Here is an 18,659-nt window from a genome sequence, read left to right as displayed (position 1 = left end):
TGCGCCCAATGCGCCCAATGCACCCCACGAGCCCACTGCACCCGATGCTGATCCACACCCCCCGCGACCGAAAGGGCGCACGAGCGGCACACCGAAGCAGCCCAGCCAGCCCGACCCCGCCCGGAACCGGCCCGGCCCCCGCCCCCTCAGCCGTTCTCGGCCTGGAACATCCAGTGATGCTTCTCCAGATCCGCGGTGATCCCGATGAAGAGATCCTGGCTGACCGGATCCGCGTCCCCGGTCGCCGCCACCCGTTCGCGCATCCGGCCGATCACCGCTCCGAGCGCGTCCACGAGCGTGCCCACCGCCTCCGTGTCCTTCACCCAGCCGTCGGAAACCGCCCCGATGCCGCTGCCGGCGGCCACCGTGGCGGCGCGCCCGTCGGGCGGGACGCCCAGGGCCGAGGCGCGCTCCGCCACCGTGTCGGAGTGCGTCCGGGCGATGTCGACGACCTCGTCGAGCTGGAGGTGGACGGAGCGGAAGCGCGGCCCGACCACGTTCCAGTGGATCTGCTTCGCCACCAGGGCGAGGTCCACCAGGTCGACCAGCGCGCCCTGCAGCGCCCCGGACACGGTCTTGAGGTCGGCCTCGGACAACGGGCTCTTCACGACGTACATCCACATGCTCCGATCGCTGTGCTCGGCCCCGAGTGCCACGCCCTCCACGATGCACGAAAGCCCCGGCCGTCGCCTCTCCAGTTCGCCTGGAGAGACCCCGGCCGGGGCTTCGCGCACTTCTCAGCGCACGATCAGCTCATGCACCAGCGCACGTGAGGCTCACGCGGCGACCACGTCCACGGCCTCCGCGGGCGCCTTGATGGTCACCCGTTCCGGTGGCACACCGGTCACCGATACGGAACCCAGCATCGGACGCACCGACGTGGGTACGGGTTCGCTGGGTGTGGCCGCAGCAGACTGGGCCAGCTCCGCGAGGGCGAGCTCGTCGCTCACTTCCCGCATGAGCTCGGACATCCGTACGTCCAACGCGTCGCAGATGGCGGCGAGCAGCTCGGAGGAAGCCTCCTTCTGCCCCCGCTCCACCTCGGAGAGATAGCCGAGTGAAACTCGGGCGGACGAGGAGACTTCGCGCAGAGTACGGCCCTGGCGCTGGCGCTGCCGACGCAGCACGTCACCCAGCAGGCGACGGAGCAGAATCATCGGTGGCTCCCTCCTCGGACCGCGTAGCCGCATCCTTCACGCCCCACCGTACCGCCTTGCGCCGCGGCCGTGCGGGGAGCGATGTCGTGTTCACTCAGGGCTGCAAACATCAAAACCCCCCGTTCTGTTCCGTATCCTGTGCCCGCTCATTCCCGGTCTGTTCGTCCGCAAGCTCCTGAAGGAGCAGTGCGAGTACGCTCCGTACACTCTCCATACGGATTTCCGCCCGGTCGCCGTTCAACCGCAGCGAGGTCACTTTCCCGCCACCCGAGACGCCGGAATCCGCGGTGCGGGGCCCGTCGACGGCCACGAAGACCGTTCCCACGGGCTGCCCGTCCTGCTCCTCCGGCCCGGCGACGCCGGTCGTCGCGATGCCCCAGTCGGCGCCGAGAGCCTTGCGCACTCCGGCCGCCATCTGGGCTGCGACCTGCGGATCCACCGCTCCGCGCTGCGCCAGCAGGGTGGCGTCGACGCCGAGCAGTTCGTGCTTGAGTTCCGTGGCGTAGGCGGTCACCGAACCCCGGAATGCCTTGGAGGCTCCGGGCGCCGCTGTGATCTCCGCCGCAACCAAACCGCCGGTCAGTGACTCGGCGACGGCGACGGTCTCGCCCTTCACCGTCAGTAGTCGCACCACGTCAGCGGCCGGGGAATTCACGCTTCCGTCTCCTCCAACGCCGCCTTGCGCTCGGCGATTCCCTGCCTGCGCAGCACAATGGCCTGTCTTACATAGTCGAGCCCGGTCGCCACGGTCAGGACGACCGCCGCGGCCATCACCCACCACCTCAGAGTGGCCAGCCACCCCGTCAGCGCCAGGATGTACATCCCGACGGCCACGCCCTGGGTGAGGGTCTTCAGCTTGCCGCCGCGGCTCGCCGGGATGACGCCGTACCGGATGACGAGAAAACGAAGCAGCGTGATCCCGAGTTCCCTGCCGAGGATCACGGCCGTCACCCACCACGGCAGATCGCCGAGCGCCGACAGACAGATGAGCGCCGCACCCATGATCGCCTTGTCGGCGATGGGGTCGGCGATCTTCCCGAAGTCGGTGACCAGGTTGTAGGTGCGGGCCAGATGCCCGTCGAACAGGTCGGTGATCATGGCGATGGCGAAGGCCGCCCAGGCGAACGAACGCCACGCCGGGTCGTACCCGCCGTCGGCGAGCATCAGCGCGACGAACGCGGGGACGAGGAGCAGCCGGAGCATGGTCAGCAGGTTGGCGATGTTCCAGACGCTGGCCTGGTTGACGGCCGCCGCCGCGATCTTCCCGCCCCTGGCGGGCTTCACGCCCCCGGCCTCGCCGGATGCCTGTCCCGTCGGCGTCGCCTTGGCGGAGCCGCCCGCGGCGGACGCCGGGACTCCGGTCATCTGCCGGCCTCCTCACTCCGTGCGAGCGTGCCCTGCAACGGCTCGGCCACCAGGTCGACGCCCTCGGTGCCGACCACCTTCGCCTCGACCATACGGCCGATGCTCAGGCCTTCGCCGCTCGTGAGCAGCACCTGGCCGTCCGTCTCCGGCGCCTGGTGCTCCGCACGGCCGTACACGCCGTCCTCGTCGATCGACTCCACGAGAACGTGCACGGTTTCGCCCAGGCGCTCCTCGGCCCGCTGTGAGACGAGCTCCTCGGCGAGCCGGGAGACCCGCGCCAGCCGCTCGGCGACGACGTCCTCGTCGAGCTTGTTGTCGTACGTCGCCGCCTCCGTGCCCTCCTCGTCGGAGTAGCCGAAGACGCCGATGGCGTCCAGCCGCGCGCCGCCCAGGAAACGCTCCAGCTCGGCCAGGTCGGCCTCGCTCTCGCCGGGGAAGCCGACGATGAAGTTGGAGCGCACGCCCGCCTGGGGGGCCTTGCTCCGGATGGTGTCCAGCAGCTCCAGGAAGCGGTCGGTGTCGCCGAAGCGGCGCATCGCGCGCAGCACGCCGGGGGCGGAGTGCTGGAAGGAGAGGTCGAAGTACGGGGCGACCTTGGGCGTCGAGGTCAGCACGTCGATGAGGCCGGGCCGCATCTCGGCCGGCTGGAGGTAACTGACGCGCACCCGTTCGAGGCCGTCGACGTCGGCGAGCTCGGGCAGCAGGGACTCCAGCAGCCGGATGTCGCCCAGGTCCTTGCCGTAGGACGTGTTGTTCTCGGAGACCAGCATGATCTCCTTGACGCCCTGCTCGGCCAGCCAGCGGGCCTCGTTGAGGACGTCCGAGGGGCGGCGCGAGATGAAGGAGCCGCGGAAGGAGGGGATGGCGCAGAACGAGCAGCGCCGGTCGCAGCCCGAAGCGAGCTTGACCGAGGCCACCGGGGCGCCGTCGAGCCGGCGGCGCAGGGGTGCACGGGGTCCCGAGGCGGGCGCGAGGCCGTCCGGGAGGTCCACCGGCCCGTGTCCGGGAAGCGCGACCTCGGCGGCCGACTCCTGGCGCTCGGCCGGGCTGATCGGCAGCAGCTTGCGCCGGTCGCGCGGGGTGTGCGAGGCGTGGATGCCGCCGTTCAGGATGGTCTGCAGGCGGTCGGAGATGTCGGCGTAGTCGTCGAAGCCGAGCACGCCGTCGGCCTCGGGGAGGGCCTCGGCGAGGTCCTTGCCGTACCGCTCGGCCATGCAGCCCACCGCCACGACGGCCTGGGTTCTGCCGTGTCCCTTGAGGTCGTTCGCCTCCAGGAGGGCGTCGACGGAGTCCTTCTTGGCGGCTTCGACGAAGCCGCAGGTGTTGACGACGGCGACGTCCGCTTCGGAGGCGTCCTCCACGAGATCCCAGCCGTCCGCCTCCAAACGGCCTGCGAGCTCCTCCGAGTCCACCTCGTTGCGGGCGCAGCCAAGAGTGACGAGTGCGACGGTACGGCGTTCAGGCATGGACTCAAGACTACTTCGTCCGACTGACACCCCACGTCGACGGGGTTGGCCGATCTGGGCCAACCCCGTGTGAAATGCGCCCCCTCCCAGCCGGGGCGTCTCAGCCGATCTGAGGGTCGCCCTTCGTGTACGTGAGGCGTTCCACCGCGCCCGGCTGCCAGTCGTCGTCGATCTTCTTGCCGTTGACGTAGAGCTGGATCATGCCGGCGTCGCCGAGGACGAGGTTGATCTTCTCGCTGTCCTGGAAGGTCTTGGACTCGCCCTGGAGGAGGAGGCCGTCGAAGAGGAGCCGGCCGTTGTGGTCCTTGGCGGAGATCCAGCTCTTGCCCTCGGAGGCGCTGACCTGGACGGTCACCTTGTCCTGCGGCGCGGCGGCGATCGCGCTGTCGGACGGCTCGGGCTTCGGGGCCCGGGGCTTCTCGCTCTTCGGCTTGGTCGGCGCGGGCTTGTCGGCCGTGGGCGTGGCGCCCTCCGCGACGGAGGTCTTGCCGCCCTCGTCGCCCCCCTTGAAGGCGGTGAAGCCGACGAAGCCGACGACGGCGACGATCGCGGCGACCATGGCCGCGGTCCAGTTCGGCCCGCGCCGCTCCGGACGGATGCGTTCCGCCTCGAACAGCGGGGCCGCGGGGGTCGGCGCCGGGCGCCCGCCGTGGTCCGCGTCGTACTGGGCGATCAGCGGGGCCGGATCGAGGCGCACGGCCTTGGCCAGGGTCCTGATGTGCCCGCGGGCGTAGACGTCCCCGCCGCAGGGGGCGAAGTCGTCGGCCTCGATGGCGTGCACGATGGCGATACGGACCCTGGTGGCGTTGCTGACGTCGTCTACGGTCAGCCCGGCGGCGATACGCGCCTGCTGGAGCGCACGGCCGACGGAGAGGTGGGCTTCCTCGGAAACGTCTTCGAACGGACGCTCGTCTTCAGGAGAGTTGCCGATGGACACGGGGGCGCCTTTCGAGCGTGTAGCCACCTGTGCTGGAGGTTCAGTCTAGGGGGGGTACGAAAGGGTGGGGCAACCGGGCGGTAGGACTTTGTACGCCATCGGTATGGCCGGACACGCCGATGGTGGGGCACAAGCTTTTCGCTTCTCTCAACTTGACGTACGCCGAAGGGAAACGGTTGCTCAATGATCCCTTACGAGTGAGTCACGGAGAGGACACGGATGGCCCTCCGCCCGCACACGGCTGCCCCCGCGCGCGGGCTCTCCTCAAGCCTCCCCGCGGATCACCGCGAGCACTCCGTCCAGCTCGTCAGCCTTCACAAGAACGTCACGAGCCTTGGACCCCTCGCTCGGTCCGACGATCCCCCGGGACTCCATCAGGTCCATCAGGCGCCCCGCCTTGGCGAACCCGACCCGCAGCTTCCGCTGGAGCATGGACGTCGACCCGAACTGCGTGGAGACCACCAGCTCGGCCGCCTGGCACAGCAGGTCCAGGTCGTCGCCGATCTCCTCGTCGATCTCCTTCTTCTGCTTCGTGCCCACGACGACGTCGTCCCGGAAGACGGGCGCCATCTGGTCCTTGCAGTGCTGGACGACGGCCGCGACCTCGTCCTCGGTCACGAAGGCACCCTGCATACGGGTGGGTTTGTTGGCCCCCATCGGCAGGAAGAGCCCGTCGCCCTTGCCGATCAGCTTCTCGGCGCCGGGCTGGTCGAGGATGACCCGGGAGTCGGCGAGCGAGGAGGTGGCGAAGGCGAGCCGCGAGGGCACGTTGGCCTTGATCAGGCCGGTGACGACGTCGACGGAGGGGCGCTGCGTGGCGAGCACCAGGTGGATGCCGGCCGCGCGCGCGAGCTGCGTGATGCGCACGATCGCGTCCTCGACGTCCCGGGGCGCGACCATCATCAGGTCGGCCAGCTCGTCAACGATCACCAGCAGATAGGGGTACGGCTGCAGCTCGCGCTCGCTGCCCTCCGGCGCCTTCACCTTGCCGTCCCTTATGGCCTGGTTGAAGTCGTCGATGTGCCGGTAGCCGAACGCGGCCAGGTCGTCGTAGCGCAGGTCCATCTCGCGTACGACCCACTGGAGCGCCTCGGCGGCCCGCTTGGGGTTGGTGATGATCGGGGTGATCAGGTGCGGGATGCCCTCGTAGGCGGTCAGCTCGACGCGCTTGGGGTCGACGAGGACCATGCGCACGTCCTCGGGGGTCGCGCGGACCATGATCGACGTGATCAGGCAGTTGATGCACGAGGACTTGCCGGAACCGGTGGCTCCGGCGACCAGGACGTGCGGCATCTTCGCGAGGTTGGCCATCACGTAGCCGCCCTCGACGTCCTTGCCGAGCGCCACCAGCATCGGATGGTCGTCCTCGGCGGCCGCGGCCAGGCGCAGCACGTCACCGAGGTTGACCATCTCGCGGTCGGTGTTCGGGATCTCGATGCCGACCGCGGACTTGCCGGGGATCGGCGAGATGATCCGCACGTCCGGGCTGGCGACGGCGTACGCGATGTTCTTGGTGAGCGCGGTGATCCGCTCGACCTTCACGGCCGGCCCGAGCTCGACCTCGTAGCGCGTGACCGTCGGCCCGCGCGTGAAGCCGGTGACGGCGGCGTCGACCTTGAACTCGGTGAAGACGTTGGTGAGCGAGGCGACGACCGCGTCGTTGGCCGCGCTGCGCGCCTTGCCGGGGCCCCCGCGCGCGAGGAGGTCGAGCGAGGGCAGCGCGTAGGTGATGTCGCCGGACAGCTGGAGCTGCTCCGCGCGCGCGGGCAGGTCGCCGGGCGTCTCGGGCGCGGGCTTGGTGAGGTCGGCGACCTGGACCTTGAGCTTCTCCTGCTTGGGGCGGGCGGCCGGGACGGGGGCCGGCGTCGGGGTGGTCTCCTCGCGGTCGCCCACGCTCACCCCCTGGGTGAGGTCGGCGACGATCGGCGAGGGGGGCATCCCGTGCAGCACGGCCCCGTCGAGCGCGGCGGCGGCGGCCGCTGCGACGTCCACGGCATCCATGGGACGGTTCATCTCGGGCTGCGGCACCGCGGACCGCCTCGGGCGGCCACGACGCCGCGAGAGGGCGTCCTGCTCCGCGCTGTCGGGGTCGTACGTCTCGGGCGCCGGCCCGCGTCGGCGGGTCCGCGCGGGCAGCGCCTCACGCCACTGCTCGTCGTACCGCTCGTCGTCCTCGGTGTACTCCTCCGCCTCCGGGTCCTGGACGATCCCGAGCTTCACCCCGAGCAGCCGCAGCCGCTGCGGGATGGCGTTGACCGGGGTGGCCGTGACGACCAGCAGCCCGAAGACCGTGAGCAGCACCAGCAGGGGTACGGCGAGGACCTCGCCCATGGTGTACGTCAGCGGAGTCGCCGCGCTCCAGCCGATGAGCCCGCCGGCGTCCCTTATGGCCTGCATGCCGTCGCTGCGGGCGGGCGAGCCGCAGGCGATGTGCACCTGGCCGAGGACACCGACCACGAGCGCGGACAGGCCGATCACGATGCGGCCGTTGGCGTCGGGCTTCTCCGGGTGCCGGATGAACCGTACGGCGATCACCGCGAGCAGGATCGGCAGGAGCAGGTCGAGCCGGCCGAAGGCGCCGGTCACCAGCATCTCGACCAGGTCGCCGACCGGACCGCGCAGATTGGACCAGGTGCCGGCGGCGACGATCAGGGCGAGGCCGAGCAGCAGCAGGGCGACGCCGTCCTTGCGGTGCGCCGGGTCGAGGTTCTTGGCGCCCTGCCCTATCCCGCGGAACACCGCGCCGACGGCGTGCGCCAGCCCGAGCCAGACGGCGCGGACGAGACGGTAGATGCCGCCGGTGGGGTTGGGGGCCGGCTTGGGCGGCGGCGCGGACTTCTTCGCCGCGGCCTTCTTGGCGGGCGCCTTCTTGGCCGGGGCCTTCTTCGCAGCGGCCTTCTTCGCCGGAGCCGCCGCCTTCTTCGCGGGCTGCTTCTTGGCAGCGGAGGGACGTGAGGCCATGGGTGTGAGGTTACCGTCGGAGACGGCAAGGGACACGTGTGCCCACTGCTTCACCCATTCGTGTCGCCGCTACGGAGAAGGAAGCTGACGCCATCTCACACAGCCGTAGCTGCGCCCACCCCACGTCGGACCGACGCAGGGCGCCGTCCCAACGCCCCTTGCCCGGAACTCAGTTCTGCGACGGCACCGAAGACGTGTTCCCGGCCCCCGGCTCCAAGGCGTCCAGCGCTCGCCGCAACCCCGTGAGTTTGCGTTCGAGATGGGCCGCCGTGGCGACGGCGGCCGCGTCCGCCGACTCGTCGTCGAGCTGCTTGGACAGCGCCTCGGCCTGCTCCTCGACCGCCGCGAGCCGCGCCGACAGCTCGGCCAGCAGCCCCGCCGGTTCCTTGGTGTCCGCGCCCGCGGCCCTGCCGCCACCGCCCTCCAACTGGAGTCGCAGCAGCGCCGCCTGCTCTCTGAGCTGGCAGTTCTTCATGTACAGCTCGACGAAAACGGAGACCTTCGCCCGCAGCACCCAGGGGTCGAACGGCTTGGAGATGTAGTCCACCGCACCCGCGGCGTACCCGCGGAAGGTGTGGTGAGGCCCATGGTTGATCGCGGTGAGGAAGATGATCGGGATGTCCCTGGTCCGCTCCCGCCGCTTGATGTGCGCGGCGGTTTCGAAACCGTCCATTCCCGGCATCTGGACGTCCAGCAGGATGACCGCGAAGTCGTCCGTGAGCAGCGCCTTCAGCGCTTCCTCCCCGGACGATGCCCGCACCAGGGTCTGATCGAGCGCAGAGAGGATCGCCTCCAGCGCCAGCAGATTCTCCGGCCGGTCATCGACCAGGAGGATCTTGGCCTTCTGCACCATGGCCCGCCCTCCTCGCCCCGGCATGGGGCCTCCCCTGTCCGCAGGACTTGGGGAAGCACCGGTGGGTGCCGCCCCAGGGGACGACTCCCTTTCGCCGCCCGTCCTCGTGCCGGTCATGGTAGCCGCACCCCGCCTGTCGCCACACCCTGTCACCGCGATGTCACTGTGCACGTAGCAGAAACGCAGCGGGAGACCAGAAGGTTCCCCGAATCCCGTGCCCCTACACCGTGTCGAGCACACTGAGTCAACAACTCCGTGTGAACACCGTAGGTTCCCGCGCGGGCCGACCCCAGCCCGAACACCGGGCCCGTACGAAGCCCGTACAAGCTCCGACCGTTCCGGTCACTCCTCCCGCATCCACTGCTCCATCACCGACAGCAGGTGATCGGGGTCGACCGGCTTCGTCACGTAGTCGGAGGCGCCCGACTCGATCGCCTTCTCCCGGTCGCCCTTCATCGCCTTCGCCGTCAGCGCGATGATCGGCAGCCCGGCGAACTGCGGCATCCTGCGGATCGCCGTGGTCGTCGCGTACCCGTCCATCTCCGGCATCATGATGTCCATCAGGACGACCGCCACGTCGTCGTGCTGCTCCAGGACCTCGATGCCCTCGCGGCCGTTCTCCGCGTACAGCACGGACAGGCCGTGCTGCTCCAGGACGCTGGTCAGCGCGAAGACGTTGCGGATGTCATCGTCGACGATCAGCACCTTCTCCCCGCCGAAGCGGATCCCGGGGCGCGTCTGCGGCGTCGGTGTCTGCTCCACGGTCGGCCACTGGTCCTGCACGGACCGCTGTTCGAGCTCGCCGACGGCCCTGCGGCGACGCCGGAAGAGCGCGGCGGCACCGTTCTGCGTCTCGCGGTACGACGCCACCTCGGCCGGCGTCTCGACCCGCGGGTCCACCGACTCGGACAGGTCCGCGTCGGGCCCCGCGAGCTCGCCGGCCTCCAGTACGGGCACGGGCTGCTGGTGATAGCCCTGCGGCGGCAGTTCGCTCGGGTGCAGCGGCAAGTACAGGGTGAAGGTCGAACCGCGTCCCGGCTCGCTCTGCGCGTGGATCTCACCGCCGAGCAACTGCGCGATCTCCCGCGAGATCGACAGCCCCAGGCCCGTACCGCCGTACTTGCGGCTGGTCGTGCCGTCCGCCTGCTTGAACGCCTCGAAGATCACCCGCATCTTGCTGGCCGCGATCCCGATACCGGTGTCGGTCACGGAGAACGCGATCAGCGGCGCGTCCGCGTCGGTCAGGGACCCGGCCTCCAGCAACTGCTCCCGGATCTGCACCGGCACCTCCACGCCGGCCGCCCGGATGACCAGTTCCACCGATCCGGAGTCGGTGAACTTCACCGCGTTGGACAGCAGGTTGCGCAGCACCTGAAGCAGCCGCTGCTCGTCGGTGTGCAGGGTCGCGGGCAGTTCGGGCGAGACCCGTACGGACAGGTCCAGGCCCTTCTCCGCGGTCAGCGGCCGGAAGGTGGCCTCGACGTAGTCGACGAGCTGGACGAGGGCGATACGCGTCGGGGAGACGTCCATCTTGCCCGCCTCGACCTTCGACAGGTCGAGGATGTCGTTGATCAGCTGGAGCAGGTCCGAGCCGGCGCCGTGGATGGTCTCGGCGAACTCGACCTGCTTCGGCGAGAGGTTGCCCTCGGCGTTGTCGGCGAGCAGCTTGGCCAGGATCAGCAGCGAGTTGAGCGGCGTACGCAGCTCGTGCGACATGTTGGCGAGGAACTCGCTCTTGTAGCGCATCGACACGGCGAGCTGCTCGGCGCGCTCCTCCAGGACCTGCCGCGCCTCCTCGATCTCGGTGTTCTTCACCTCGATGTCACGGTTCTGCTGGGCCAGCAGCTCGGCCTTCTCCTCCAGTTCGGCGTTGGACGCCTGGAGGGCCTTCTGCCGGTTCTCCAACTCCGCCGACCGCTCCCGCAGTTGCTCGGTCAGCTCCTGCGACTGCTTCAGCAGCACCTCGGTCTTGGTGTTGACGGAGATGGTGTTGACGCTGGTCGCGATCATCTCGGCGATCTGGTTCAGGAAGTCCTTCTGGATCTGCGTGAACGGGGTGAAGGAGGCCAGCTCGATAACGCCGAGCACCTTGCCCTCGAACAGCACCGGCAGCACGATCACCTGTGCGGGCGGCGCCTCGCCGAGCCCGGAGGAGATCTTCAGATAGCCGCTGGGCGCGTTCTCCACCAGGATCGTGCGCTTCTCCTGGGCGGCCGTCCCGACCAGCGCCTCACCGGGCCGGAACGAGGTCGGCATGGACCCCATCGAGTAGCCGTACGAGCCCAGCATCCGCAGCTCGTACTGGTCCTCGCCGTTGTGGCCGGCGTCGGGCATCGCCAGGAAGAAGGCGCCGTGCTGCGCGGAGACCACCGGCGTCAGCTCGCTCATGATCAGCGAGGCCACGTCCTGGAGGTCGCGGCGGCCCTGCATCAGCGCGGAGATACGGGCCAGGTTGCCCTTGAGCCAGTCCTGCTCCTTGTTGGCGATCGTGGTGTCGCGCAGGTTGGCGATCATCTTGTTGATGTAGTCCTGGAGTTCCTGGATCTCGCCGGAGGCGTCGACGTCGATCTTCAGGTTCAGGTCGCCGCGGGTCACCGCGGTCGCCACGCGCGCGATGGCACGCACCTGCCGGGTCAGGTTCCCGGCCATCTCGTTCACGGACTCGGTGAGGTCGCGCCAGGTGCCGTCGACGTCACGCACGCGTGCCTGGCCGCCGAGCTGCCCCTCGGTGCCCACTTCGCGGGCGACCCGGGTGACCTCCTCGGCGAACGACGAGAGCTGGTCGACCATCGTGTTGATCGTGGTCTTGAGCTCCAGGATCTCCCCGCGCGCGTCGATGTCGATCTTCTTGGTCAGGTCGCCCTTGGCGATGGCGGTGGTCACCATGGCGATGTTGCGCACCTGACCGGTCAGGTTGGACGCCATCTGGTTCACCGACTCGGTGAGGTCCTTCCAGGTGCCCGCCACCCCGGGCACCCGCGCCTGGCCGCCCAGGATGCCGTCCGTGCCCACCTCGCGGGCCACCTTGGTGACCTGGTCGGCGAACGAACTCAGCGTCTTCACCATGGTGTTGAAGGTGTCGGCGAGCTGCGCGACCTCGCCGCGCGCCTCGATCGTCACCGTCCGCGTCAGATCACCGTTGGCGACGGCCGCCGCGACCTGGGAGATGTTCCGCACCTGCACGGTCAGGTTCTTGGCCATCAGGTTGACGTTGTCGCTGAGGTCCTTCCAGATGCCGGTGACTCCCGGCACGTGCGCCTGGCCGCCCAGGATGCCCTCGGTGCCCACCTCGCGGGCCACCCGGGTCACCTGCTCGGCGAACGACGACAGCTGGTCCACCATCGTGTTCACGGTGGTGACCAGTTCGAGGATCTCGCCCTTGGCGTCGACGGTGATCTTCTTCGACAGGTCGCCCTTGGCGACCGCCGTCGTGACCTCGGCGATGTTGCGGACCTGCATGGTCAGGTTGTTCGCCATGCCGTTCACGGACTGGGTGAGGTCCTTCCAGGTGCCGGAGACCCCCTGCACCTCGGCCTGACCGCCCAGGATGCCCTCCGTACCCACCTCGCGGGCGACCCGGGTGACCTCCTCCGCGAACGACGACAGCTGGTCCACCATCGTGTTCAGGGTGTTCTTCAGCTCCAGGATCTCCCCGCGCGCGTCCACGGTGATCTTCTGGGACAGGTCACCGCGGGCGACGGCGGTGGCGACCTGCGCGATGTTGCGCACCTGGGCGGTGAGGTTCCCGGCCATGCCGTTCACCGAGTCGGTCAGGTCCCGCCACACACCGGCCACGCCGGGTACCTGCGCCTGCCCGCCGAGGCGGCCCTCGGTGCCCACCTCGCGGGCCACCCGGGTCACCTGGTCGGCGAAGCCGGAGAGCTGGTCGACCATCGTGTTGATGGTGTTCTTCAGCTCCAGGATCTCCCCGCGCGCGTCGACGTCGATCTTCTGGGAGAGGTCGCCCCGGGCCACGGCGGTGGTCACCTGGGCGATCTGGCGCACTTGCGAGGTCAGGTTGCCGGCCATGAAGTTGACGGAGTCCGTGAGCTCCTTCCACGTACCGGACACGCCCGGCACCACGGCCTGACCGCCCAGCCGGCCCTCCGTGCCCACGTCCCTGGCCATCCGCGTGACCTGGTCGGCGAAGGACGACAGCTGGTCGACCATCGTGTTCACGGTGTTCTTCAGCTGGAGCATCTCGCCGGAGACGTCCACGGTGACCTTCTGCGACAGGTCGCCGTTGGCCACCGCCGTCGTCACCTGGGCGATGTTGCGCACCTGCCCGGTGAGGTTGCGGAACGCGGTGTTGACGGAGTCCGTCAGGTCCTTCCACGTCCCCGCGGCGCCCGGCACCTGCGCCTGCCCGCCCAGCTCGCCCTCGACACCGACCTCCCGGGCCACCCGGGTGACCTCGGAACCGAACGACGACAGCTGGTCGACCATGCCGTTGACGGTGTTCTTCAGCTCCAGCATCTCGCCGGCCACGTCGACGGTGACCTTCTGCGAGAGATCACCGCTGGCCACGGCCGTGGTGACCGCCGCGATGTCCCGCACCTGCGTGGTCAGGTTCCGGAAGACGGTGTTGACGGAGTCCGTCAGGTCCTTCCACGTCCCCGCGGCGCCCGGCACGTTCGCCTGCCCGCCGAGCCTGCCCTCGGCGCCGACCTCGTTGGCCACGCGCGTGACCTCGTCGGCGAAGATCCGCAGCGTCTCGGTCATCTGGTTGATCGTCTCGGCGAGCTGCGCGACCTCGCCGCGCGCCGACACCGTCACCTTCCGCGACAGGTCACCGCTGGCGACCGCGGTGGTGACCTCCGCGATACCGCGCACCTGGGCGGTCAGGTTGCCGGCCATCAGGTTCACCGAGTCGGTGAGGTCCTTCCACACACCGGCCACACCGGGCACCTGAGCCTGCCCGCCGAGCTCGCCCTCGGTGCCCACCTCGCGCGCGACGCGGGTCACCTCGGAGGAGAACGACGACAGCTGGTCCACCATCGTGTTGACGGTGTTCTTCAGCTCCAGCATCTCGCCGGCCACGTGAACCGTGACCTTACGGGACAGATCGCCCTTGGCGACGGCCGTGGTCACCAGCGCGATGTCCCGCACCTGGGCCGTCAGCCGGTACGCCATCGTGTTGACCGAGTCCGTGAGGTCCTTCCACGAACCCGACATGCCCCGCACGCGCGCCTGCCCGCCCAGCTTGCCCTCGGTGCCCACCTCGCTGGCCACCCGCGTGACCTCGTCGGTGAACGTCGACAGCTGGTCGACCAGATTGTTGACGGTCCGCCCGACCTTCAGGAACTCGCCCCGCAGCGGATGCCCGGTCCCGTCCGGCGCCTGCGTCCGCAGCTCCATACGCGGCGACAGATCACCCTCCGCCACCGCGGACAGCACCCGGCTGACCTCGGAGACAGGCCGTACGAGATCGTCGACCAGGGCGTTGCAGTTGTCCACGGCGACCGCCCAGGACCCCTCACAGGCGCCGGTCTCCAGCCGCTCCGTGAGCTTGCCCTCACGGCCCACCATGCGCCGCACCCGGGACAGCTCGCCCGTCAGATGCAGATTCCGGTCGGCCACCTCGTTGAAAACGGCCGCGATCTCGGACATCACGCCGTCGCCGGACACCGTGAGCCGCTTGCGGAAGTTCCCGTCGCGCATCGACACCAGAGCCGCCAGCAACCGGTTCAGCGCGGCGGTGTCCACCGCCGTCGTCCCGCCTTTCGGTTTGCGCTGATTTGTCAGGGACTGTCCGCCTTTCGCGCGCGTCTTCGTGCTCCGCGTCGCTGCGCCAGACTCCACTGTGTCCCTCCCGCAGGGGTCGACCATTACTGTCGTGCTCCGGTACCCACCGCTCGGCGTACCGGTTACTGCTGCGTATTTCTGCCGGCCGTACCAGGCTGCACCACGGGCTGCTGCCCGCCGTACGCGGAAGACACTCAGCCTGCCCGGACCTTCACAAGAAGCTTGCCCAGTGTTTCACCCCGGCCGAACCCGGCCATAACAGTTCGGCAGCTTCGCACATCGTCCGCACACCCTCCGGACGGAAACACTGCGGACCGGCATCCGCATGGACCGCGAAGGTAAGTAACCTTGCATGCGGCTGTCCAGCCGCACCGGTCCGTCCGGCCTGGGCGGTGGCACGAATACGAGCGGGCATCGGAGGGGCGGCCGCACACATGACCACCGGACTGATTCCGGGGGGACAGCCCTCGGACCCCCGGCCGACGGGCGGTCTGCCGCATCAGCGGCACGAGCCGGTCGGCCATGGAGCCCTGCACGTCGACAACCGGTCGAGGAGTTCTGTGATCACCGCGCGCGCGGCAGCCAGCTTCGAGCCCGTCGGGCGATCGGTCGCGAGCGCCCGCTCCTTCGTCCGCGACACCCTCCAGGGCTGGGGCTTCGCCGACATCGTCGACGACGCCGTGGTACTCACCAGCGAACTGGTGACCAACGCCGTGGTCCACGCCGGCACGTCCGCCGAGGTGCTCTGCCTGCGCAGCGAGGACGGCGTACGCATCGAGGTCGCCGACCGCTACCCGGAGCGCGAGATCCCCCTCCAGGCCGCGGCCGTCAACATGGGCAGCCCCGATCGCGAGGGCGGCCGCGGCCTCCAGTTGTGCGCGGCCCTGGCCGGCCGCTGGGGCGTGGAGTACACGCCCACGCACAAGCAAGTCTGGTTCCAACTCGACCTCCCCGCGCGCCCCGTGGGCACCCGCGCCGCCGGTCCGTCGCTTCCCGCCAACCTCCTCCCGCTCGCCGACGGACGCGTCCGGGTCGCCGTCGTCCAGATCGACCGCACCGGCGCCATCACGTCCTGGAACGAGGACGCCGACCATCTCTTCGGCTATACGGCCGAACAGGTCATCGGCAAACCCCTGACCGACCTGGCGGCCTGGCCGCACACCCCCGGCACCGGCACCGGCATCGCGGAAGCGCTCCAACTCTCCCGCTGGGAGGGCAGCTACGGCATCCGCGACGCCAACGGCCGGGTGACCCCCGTGTACGCCTCCCACCTCCGCGTCCGCGACACCGGCGGCGAGCCCTCCACCGTCTGCCTCCTCGTACGCGACCACGAACGCGCCGTACTCCAGACCCCCGTGCGCGTCCCGTCCTCCGACGCCTCCTCCGCCGAGGGCCAGAACACCGATCCCTTCGAGGTGTTCATCGGCTCGCCCGCCCCGGACGACCTGGACGGCCTCCTGCAGCGCACGGTGGAACGCGCCCGCGACATGCTCGACGGCGACTCCGCCTTCCTGCTCCTCGCCACCGACGACGAAACGGAGCTGGAGGTCCGCGCCTCCACCGGCCTGCCCTCCGCCCGCCAGCGCTTCGCGCGCGTCCCCGTCGAGGCCGGCCCCGGCCGCTACGGCTCCGCCCGCATGCCCGCCGTCCACGAGGACCTCACCATGGTCCCCGGAGCCGTACCCCTGCTGAACGGCACCGGGATGCGCTCGGTCGTCACGGTCCCGCTGAAGGTCGAGGGCCGCCTCACCGGCTCCCTCGGCGTCGCCGCCGAAGCACCGGGCAGATACTCCAACGAAGAGGCCCTGCGCCTGCAGTTCGCGGCCGATCGCATCGCCCTGGCCGTCGAGTCGGCCCGGCTGGGCGAGCTGGAGCGCCTGCGCCGCGGCTCGCTGAGCTTCCTGGTGGAGGCCTCCGACCTGCTGGCGGGCACCCTGGACCGCGACCAGACCCTGGCGCTGATGGCCCAGATGACGGTCCCCACCCTGGCCACCTGGTGCGCCGTCTACACCATCGCCGACCAGGCCTCGGAGCCGTACCTGTCGTACGTCCTGCACGAGGACGAGGAACTCATCGACGGCATCAAGTCGTTGCTCTCGAAGATCGCCCCGCCCGACCCGGTCCCCACCCCGGGCGCCCGCGTCTGGTCGGCCCCCGCCGAGTCCGCCCACCAGGCAGCGCTGCGCACCTCCATGCGCAGCCTGGGCCTGGGCCAGCCGGGCGGCCGCATCCGCACGGGCATCGGCCCCACCCTCGCCACCGCCTCGGCGGTCGGCGGCGAGACCGTCGTCCTCCCCCTGGTCGCCCGCAACCGCGTGATCGGCATGCTCACCCTCGGCAAGCCGACGGACGAACACTTCCGCCAGGAGATCCTGGAACTGGCGGAGGACCTCTCCCGCCGGGCGGCCCTCGCCCTGGACAACGCCCGCCTGTACTCGGAGCGCACGGCCATCAGCCAGTCCCTCCAGCGCAGCCTGCTGCCCCCCGAGCTCCCGGAGATCGACGGCGTCGAGGTCGAGGTCATCTACCGAGCGGCCGGCGAGGGCAACGAGGTCGGCGGCGACTTCTACGACCTCTTCCCCATCAGCGACGGCGCCTACGGCTTCGCCATCGGCGACGTCTGCGGCACGGGCCCGAACGCGGCGGCGGTCACCGGCCTCGCCCGCCACGCCCTCCGCCTCCTGGCCCGCGAAGGCCTCAGCGGCCCCGCCGTGCTGGAGCGTCTCAACTCCGCCATCCTCGACGAGGGCGCCCGCAGCCGCTTCCTGACCCTCCTCTACGGCGAACTGCGCCCCCAGGAGGACGGCAGCGCCGAGTTGAAGGTGGTCTGCGCCGGCCACCCCCTCCCGCTCCGCCTCCGCCAGGACGGCACGGTCGAACCGGCCGCCGAACCCCAGCCCCTGCTCGGCGTCATGGAGGACCTCGAGCTCTACGAGCAGACCGTCACCCTCGACCCGGGCGACGTCCTGCTGTGCGTCACGGACGGCGTCACCGAACGCCGCGAGGGCAGCCGCATGCTGGGCGACGACGGCCTCACCGACGTCCTGACGACCTGCACAGGTCTGACCGCCGGCGCTGTCGCCGCCCGCATCATGCGCGCCGTGGAACGCTTCGCCTCGGACGCCCCGTCCGACGACATGGCGATCCTGGCGATGCGGGTCCCGGGCCTCCACAAGGACTGACAGCAGAGGAACTCAGGGCAAGAGAAAAGGCCCCCCGCCCGGAAGGGCGGGGGGCCTTTTCTTCTGGAGCCCCCAAACGGAATCGAACCGTTGACCTTCTCCTTACCATGGAGACGCTCTGCCGACTGAGCTATAGGGGCCTGTTGTCTCGCGGTCTCCCGCGCTTCAACGAGATAGATCATACCCCGAATTCGCGCGTGGTTCGAACCACCCGCAGCCCCTAGACCGCCGGCTGCAGCAACCCGCCCAGCGCGTTGCACGCGGAGACGACCCGCTGCATGTCCCGCCTCGTCAGCGTGGCGTCCACGGGCAGCGCGAGCGTCTCGTCGGCGGCCAGCTCGGTCTCGGGCAACGACACGCACCGCCGGAACTCGGGCAGCCGGTGCACGGGCGTCTTCACCGGCACCCGACAGTCAACTCCCCTGGCACGCACGGCCCGGGCGAACGCATCCCGGTCCGGCCGCCCGTTCCCCGGCACCCTCACGACGTACTGCTGATAGGTGTGCCCGTCGCCCCCGTCGGGCGTCCCCACACCCTTCAACTTGGCATCCAAATAGGCGGCCCGCTGCCGACGCTGAGCAACCTCGTCGTACGGCGCCTCCGACTCGCCCTGCTCCAGCACAAGGAGCCCGTGCCGCTGCCCAACCCCGTGCAACCGCGTAACATCGGCCGACCTGCCAAAGCGATGCACCACAACCACAGCCGCGGTCCGGCCGGTTACGACCGTCTCGACAGCGTCTGGATCCAGGCAGTACGTCACCGGATCTATGTCGGCGAACACCGGAAGCGCCCCCGCCAGAACCACGGCCTCGGCGACCTCGGGGTTCCCGAAGGCCGGTACGACGACCTCGTCACCGACTCCGACGCCGGCGGCCCTGAGCATTGCAGCAGTACCCATACCAGCGATGCTGGTTGCGCAACGTGAACTTCAAGTGACGCACAACAAAAAAGGGTTGGACCCCGAACCGAAGTTCAGGATCCAACCCTTTGAAG

At 69.8% G+C, this 18,659-nt stretch carries 11 protein-coding genes and 1 tRNA gene; 1 reads left to right on the top strand and 11 read right to left on the bottom strand.

From position 1 onward, the window contains the following. Window positions 1–146: 146 nt before the first annotated feature. The 9 genes from ICC28_RS35115 to ICC28_RS35075 all read right to left on the bottom strand — a co-directional run bounded on the left by ICC28_RS35115 (window position 147) and on the right by ICC28_RS35075 (window position 14,541). On the bottom strand, window positions 147–617 hold the full coding sequence (locus tag ICC28_RS35115) for a Dps family protein (RefSeq protein WP_188292926.1): 471 nt from the start codon (window positions 615–617) through the stop codon (window positions 147–149). A 159-nt stretch (window positions 618–776) separates the two neighbouring features. Beyond that, window positions 777–1,157 carry a helix-turn-helix domain-containing protein gene (locus ICC28_RS35110; protein ID WP_110631461.1) on the bottom strand — a complete coding sequence of 127 codons (381 nt, stop codon included), beginning with the start codon at window positions 1,155–1,157 and terminating at the stop codon, window positions 777–779. Between the two features lie 109 nt (window positions 1,158–1,266). After that, the gene (locus ICC28_RS35105) at window positions 1,267–1,812 is read right to left on the bottom strand and encodes a CinA family protein (RefSeq protein WP_188292866.1); all 546 of its coding nucleotides are present in this window, start codon (window positions 1,810–1,812) and stop codon (window positions 1,267–1,269) included. Next, complete coding sequence (pgsA, locus tag ICC28_RS35100) at window positions 1,809–2,522, bottom strand: CDP-diacylglycerol--glycerol-3-phosphate 3-phosphatidyltransferase (protein WP_188292865.1); 714 nt, start codon at window positions 2,520–2,522, stop codon at window positions 1,809–1,811. The genes ICC28_RS35105 and pgsA overlap by 4 nt, the downstream gene beginning before the upstream one ends. Then, window positions 2,519–3,988 (bottom strand): 30S ribosomal protein S12 methylthiotransferase RimO, encoded by a 1,470-nt coding sequence (rimO, locus tag ICC28_RS35095; protein WP_188292864.1) that lies wholly within the window; start codon window positions 3,986–3,988, stop codon window positions 2,519–2,521. The genes pgsA and rimO overlap by 4 nt, the downstream gene beginning before the upstream one ends. Before the next feature lie 100 nt (window positions 3,989–4,088). After that, window positions 4,089–4,925: a helix-turn-helix domain-containing protein gene (locus ICC28_RS35090; RefSeq protein WP_188292863.1), complete on the bottom strand. Its 837-nt coding sequence runs from the start codon at window positions 4,923–4,925 to the stop codon at window positions 4,089–4,091. Between the two features lie 264 nt (window positions 4,926–5,189). After that, window positions 5,190–7,886 (bottom strand): DNA translocase FtsK, encoded by a 2,697-nt coding sequence (locus ICC28_RS35085; protein WP_188292862.1) that lies wholly within the window; start codon window positions 7,884–7,886, stop codon window positions 5,190–5,192. 169 nt (window positions 7,887–8,055) lie between these two features. Further along, complete coding sequence (locus tag ICC28_RS35080) at window positions 8,056–8,739, bottom strand: two-component system response regulator (protein ID WP_188292861.1); 684 nt, start codon at window positions 8,737–8,739, stop codon at window positions 8,056–8,058. A 342-nt stretch (window positions 8,740–9,081) separates the two neighbouring features. After that, window positions 9,082–14,541: a HAMP domain-containing protein gene (locus tag ICC28_RS35075; RefSeq protein ID WP_188292860.1), complete on the bottom strand. Its 5,460-nt coding sequence runs from the start codon at window positions 14,539–14,541 to the stop codon at window positions 9,082–9,084. 377 nt (window positions 14,542–14,918) lie between these two features. On the opposite strand from ICC28_RS35075, the gene ICC28_RS35070 reads away from it, so the two are divergent. Beyond that, the gene (locus ICC28_RS35070; RefSeq protein WP_188292859.1) at window positions 14,919–17,666 is read left to right on the top strand and encodes a SpoIIE family protein phosphatase; all 2,748 of its coding nucleotides are present in this window, start codon (window positions 14,919–14,921) and stop codon (window positions 17,664–17,666) included. A 64-nt stretch (window positions 17,667–17,730) separates the two neighbouring features. On the opposite strand, the gene ICC28_RS35065 is transcribed toward ICC28_RS35070, so the two are convergent. Together ICC28_RS35065 and ICC28_RS35060 are read right to left on the bottom strand one after the other, a co-directional pair. Continuing rightward, window positions 17,731–17,806 (bottom strand) — tRNA-Thr (locus tag ICC28_RS35065). Window positions 17,807–17,886: 80 nt separating this feature from the next. Beyond that, window positions 17,887–18,549 (bottom strand): DegT/DnrJ/EryC1/StrS family aminotransferase, encoded by a 663-nt coding sequence (locus ICC28_RS35060; RefSeq protein WP_188292925.1) that lies wholly within the window; start codon window positions 18,547–18,549, stop codon window positions 17,887–17,889. Window positions 18,550–18,659: the final 110 nt, after the last annotated feature.

The organism is Streptomyces sp. TRM68416 (assembly GCF_014596915.1).
In the GTDB taxonomy this organism is placed as follows: Bacteria; Actinomycetota; Actinomycetes; order Streptomycetales; family Streptomycetaceae; genus Streptomyces.
The sequence above is the reverse complement of the archived record's forward strand: the minus strand, read 5'-3'. Positions and strand labels throughout refer to the sequence as shown.

Bases quoted from the DNA above. Each gene is read 5' to 3' on its own strand.
- ICC28_RS35070 (WP_188292859.1), top strand. From the start codon at position 14,919: ATGACCACCGGACTGATTCCGGGGGGACAGCCCTCGGACCCCCGGCCG.
- ICC28_RS35115 (WP_188292926.1), bottom strand. From the start codon at position 617: ATGTACGTCGTGAAGAGCCCGTTGTCCGAGGCCGACCTCAAGACCGTG.
- ICC28_RS35060 (WP_188292925.1), bottom strand. From the start codon at position 18,549: ATGCTCAGGGCCGCCGGCGTCGGAGTCGGTGACGAGGTCGTCGTACCG.
- rimO (WP_188292864.1), bottom strand. From the start codon at position 3,988: ATGCCTGAACGCCGTACCGTCGCACTCGTCACTCTTGGCTGCGCCCGC.
- ICC28_RS35085 (WP_188292862.1), bottom strand. From the start codon at position 7,886: ATGGCCTCACGTCCCTCCGCTGCCAAGAAGCAGCCCGCGAAGAAGGCG.
- pgsA (WP_188292865.1), bottom strand. From the start codon at position 2,522: ATGACCGGAGTCCCGGCGTCCGCCGCGGGCGGCTCCGCCAAGGCGACG.
- ICC28_RS35110 (WP_110631461.1), bottom strand. From the start codon at position 1,157: ATGATTCTGCTCCGTCGCCTGCTGGGTGACGTGCTGCGTCGGCAGCGC.
- ICC28_RS35080 (WP_188292861.1), bottom strand. From the start codon at position 8,739: ATGGTGCAGAAGGCCAAGATCCTCCTGGTCGATGACCGGCCGGAGAAT.